This is a genomic window from Legionella sp., assembly GCF_047605385.1.
Lineage (GTDB): Bacteria > Pseudomonadota > Gammaproteobacteria > Legionellales > Legionellaceae > Legionella.
Map to the genome: position 1 here is coordinate 1 of NZ_JASGFU010000129.1, position 3,057 is coordinate 3,057.

Consider the following 3,057-nt stretch of genomic DNA (forward strand, 5'->3'; position numbering starts at 1 on the left):
ATTCGCATTTAATTTGGGCCAATTTTATGCGCTGATTGCGAGCCGAGCGGTTTTTAATTGTGAGCCGTTACAGTTATCCCTTCCTTTTACAAATTCTAGGATTAATAATTTTGGAGAATCATCGTTATAGGCAAATACCGCTCCAATTTTTAGGTTTTTGAAATACGCTTCAAGTGAATCTTTTTCTATTTCTTGAGGACAATATGGAAAATAATAATTAGTAGCCCACTCGGACTGCGCACACCTTTTTGTAAAGATCATATTTATACAATAAAAATCAGGATTTTTAGTAACTGTCATTTCTTATCCCTTATTTCTTATAATTGGGTTTAATTACAGAAACGGGGCAAAAGCGAATTATAGTTCTTATATTACTCTATTCGACATATGGTTATTCCATACGAACAATGCAAATACAACAAAAATGTATGAGATCCTATTTTATAAGTCGGGGGACTTGTTAAATAGCTATCATTTTAATTAACTAATAAACTGTTTTTGTCCCTAATTCGCATTTGCCTCAGATCTGTAATTAAACCCTATGACGGGAGAGGTGCGTCCAAAAAGTGATGAATTAACATCTCAATCAGCAAATGAAAACTTGGCAGCATACTGCATCACAGGTTCTTTGTGTCTAAAATTTGCCAACCCTAGCTTTTGAACGTTTTAAAAAATTTAGTTGACGATATCCTCTATATTTTTACTATTAATTGATGAATTGATATCATCTAAAAAACGAAATTGACTTTCAAACTCTTCCCATTTAAAAAAATCAGGAAACTCATTGGAGTACGCTTCTGGAGTAGCCGAAAAGATTGCCATTAAATCACAGGTCACAATTTCTTTATATTCAGGCAAACGAATTTTTTTATAGAGTAGTATGGAGGTTATTAATAATTCATTGACGGAGGCACTCCCACGCCTGAAAGGCATAGCTTGAGTTAAATGCCAGCTTAATTCGGCAAGAGTTTTTACAAAATTTAAAAATTTCTCCTTATCCTGGTAATAGTTTTCATCCGTAATAAGTTTATCATAAAGTTTAGCCATTATTTTTTTAGAATTAATTAACTCACAAGGAGGTGTATGTTGAATTAGAAACCCCTCTATTGAGGAACTATAGGTCAAACGAGAGTAATTAATCGTATGCCCATTTTCATGAAACTCAATGTCAATACTATTATTGGACTTATCGAAATTGGCACTTTTTTCCAACAAAAGAAATCTTTCTTGCAATTTCTCCCGCATATCTCCATATCGCTGATTATCATATATCGAGGTTATTGCCGATATCGTTCTGGGAGTTCCCAAAGCGCTCTCTACAAAATAAATATTCAAAGTTTCATATAATCTACTCCAGTTTTCATAAAAACTTAACTTATTTGGCTTTGCTTCTATGGACTGATACAAGTAATTAGCTAGTTCTCTTTTATTATTTTCTAAAGAGGAGAATAATACGTTAAAAGGTTCCTCTGGAGCTTTGTTTTTTAAAATGGAAGGATCTAGCAATTTTCTAATTGTTCCACTTATATTCAGAATCTCCTCAAAAGAAGGCTGCTTCTCTATAATTTTGGCAATGACTTCACTTGCTTTAAAACAATCAAAAGCAAACCGACTATTTTCCCAAATAGCTTTTAATCCATTAGATTGAGCTACAAAAGGATATTTTTCAACTTTATGAGGTTTCATATTAATAAAAAATTATTTTCTTTATAAAATTATAGCCAATAAATTCGATCTTCGGGGTGAGTAGACCGGTTTGATCGCTCCCACCAACCCCTTGCTCCTTCCCTGATTTGTCGGATACCATGCTAAGAGAATAAAATCTAAAGCAGAGGTGAATAATGAGCAATAATAAATCAAAAGAATAGTTAAGATGGAGTTATATTCGCGCAAAATCATGGGCTGGGCTTTGTCTGAGCGAATGACGAAGCAATTAGTTATCGATGCGCTAAAAATGGCAATACAGAGTCGAAAGCCTCCTAGAGGATTAATTCTTCATTCAGATAGAGACAGTCAGTATTGTTCTTATGAGTATGAGAAGCTTTTAAATCTTCATGGAAGTATTTGTAGTATGAGCAAGCGTGGTATGTAAGAGTCTTCCAACGATTTTATATCGAGCATTAAATTACACTTATACCCTATTTGCTCATAAGGTTGGGCCATGTCAAAAATTAAGTTTATTTTTTCAATATTATCTAAGAGAGTTTCTTGAGAGGCGATATCGGTTAATCCAGTTGCAATAATTTGAGCATCACTGAATGACATTTGATTTTTGAAGCTATTTTTATTTAATAAGTCCAGATAAAAATTAATTAATTGTTCTTTTATAAATAACTTTTCTTGCAAATGGTGTTCTCTGGAATAGATGATCTGGGTCAGAGAAAGCAAAGCATGCTTAATATCAAGATTTGTACTTTGATGATATTCTTTAATAATTTCAGGAAGTAAATTAGAGCTTCCAACACCTCCTAAATAATCCAGTAAAAATGTCTTTTTATCAACATCTTCAATGTGATAATGTACATAAATTTCCCAAATTTTATTCGCAATATTAGGTGTTTTAGCATTGTCAGGATTATCAATTACCGAAATAAAATGCTCTAACGATAGATTATTAAGTTCAGTGGATGAAAGAGTATCCAAAGAGGATTGTATGTTCTGAGGAGTATCAGGGGTTACTTGAATGTTACCAAATGCTTGAGGTCCATCACCATTACCAAATGGAAAAGAGGCAAAAACATTTTTGGGCAATGCTGCTCCACTTTTTAATACTGAATAATTTCCTACAGAATAAGTATAGATCATAAATGTGTCGCATCTAAATTGTCCCATAGTTTGTGTTTTGCATGTATCTGTAGGATAACCATCAAGACTTCCTGTTGCTGGAAAAAAGAATGTGGTTAAAGTATATTTTGATCGTAAACAACGTTGGGTATTTGCCTCTTTTAACACCAGAAGGGTTCTTTCCCTATCATTTGCAATTCCATATCTGCTTCCCCAATAGGCCTTAAGCTCCGGAACTTGCGCTGTGATGCAAAAACCAGGTTCAACAGTTAC

General features: G+C 33.4%; 3 protein-coding genes and 1 pseudogene. 1 reads left to right on the forward strand and 3 read right to left on the reverse strand.

Features of this window, described 5'->3' with window-relative positions:
- Positions 1-24: 24 nt before the first annotated feature.
- Both QM652_RS14370 and QM652_RS14375 read right to left on the reverse strand, forming a co-directional pair.
- Complete coding sequence (locus QM652_RS14370) at positions 25-300, reverse strand: hypothetical protein (RefSeq protein ID WP_415076989.1); 276 nt, start codon at positions 298-300, stop codon at positions 25-27.
- A gap of 375 nt (positions 301-675) precedes the next feature.
- Positions 676-1,686 carry a hypothetical protein gene (locus tag QM652_RS14375; protein WP_415076991.1) on the reverse strand — a complete coding sequence of 337 codons (1,011 nt, stop codon included), beginning with the start codon at positions 1,684-1,686 and terminating at the stop codon, positions 676-678.
- A 181-nt stretch (positions 1,687-1,867) separates the two neighbouring features.
- Here QM652_RS14375 and QM652_RS14380 point away from each other — a divergent pair.
- A pseudogene (locus tag QM652_RS14380) lies at positions 1,868-2,086 on the forward strand (DDE-type integrase/transposase/recombinase); the annotation flags it as partial.
- Here QM652_RS14380 and QM652_RS14385 read toward each other — a convergent pair.
- Positions 2,053-3,057, reverse strand: a 1,005-nt coding sequence (locus tag QM652_RS14385; RefSeq protein WP_415076993.1) for a hypothetical protein, incomplete at its 5' end; no start/stop codon positions are given. The pseudogene QM652_RS14380 and the gene QM652_RS14385 sit on opposite strands and share 34 nt — an antisense overlap.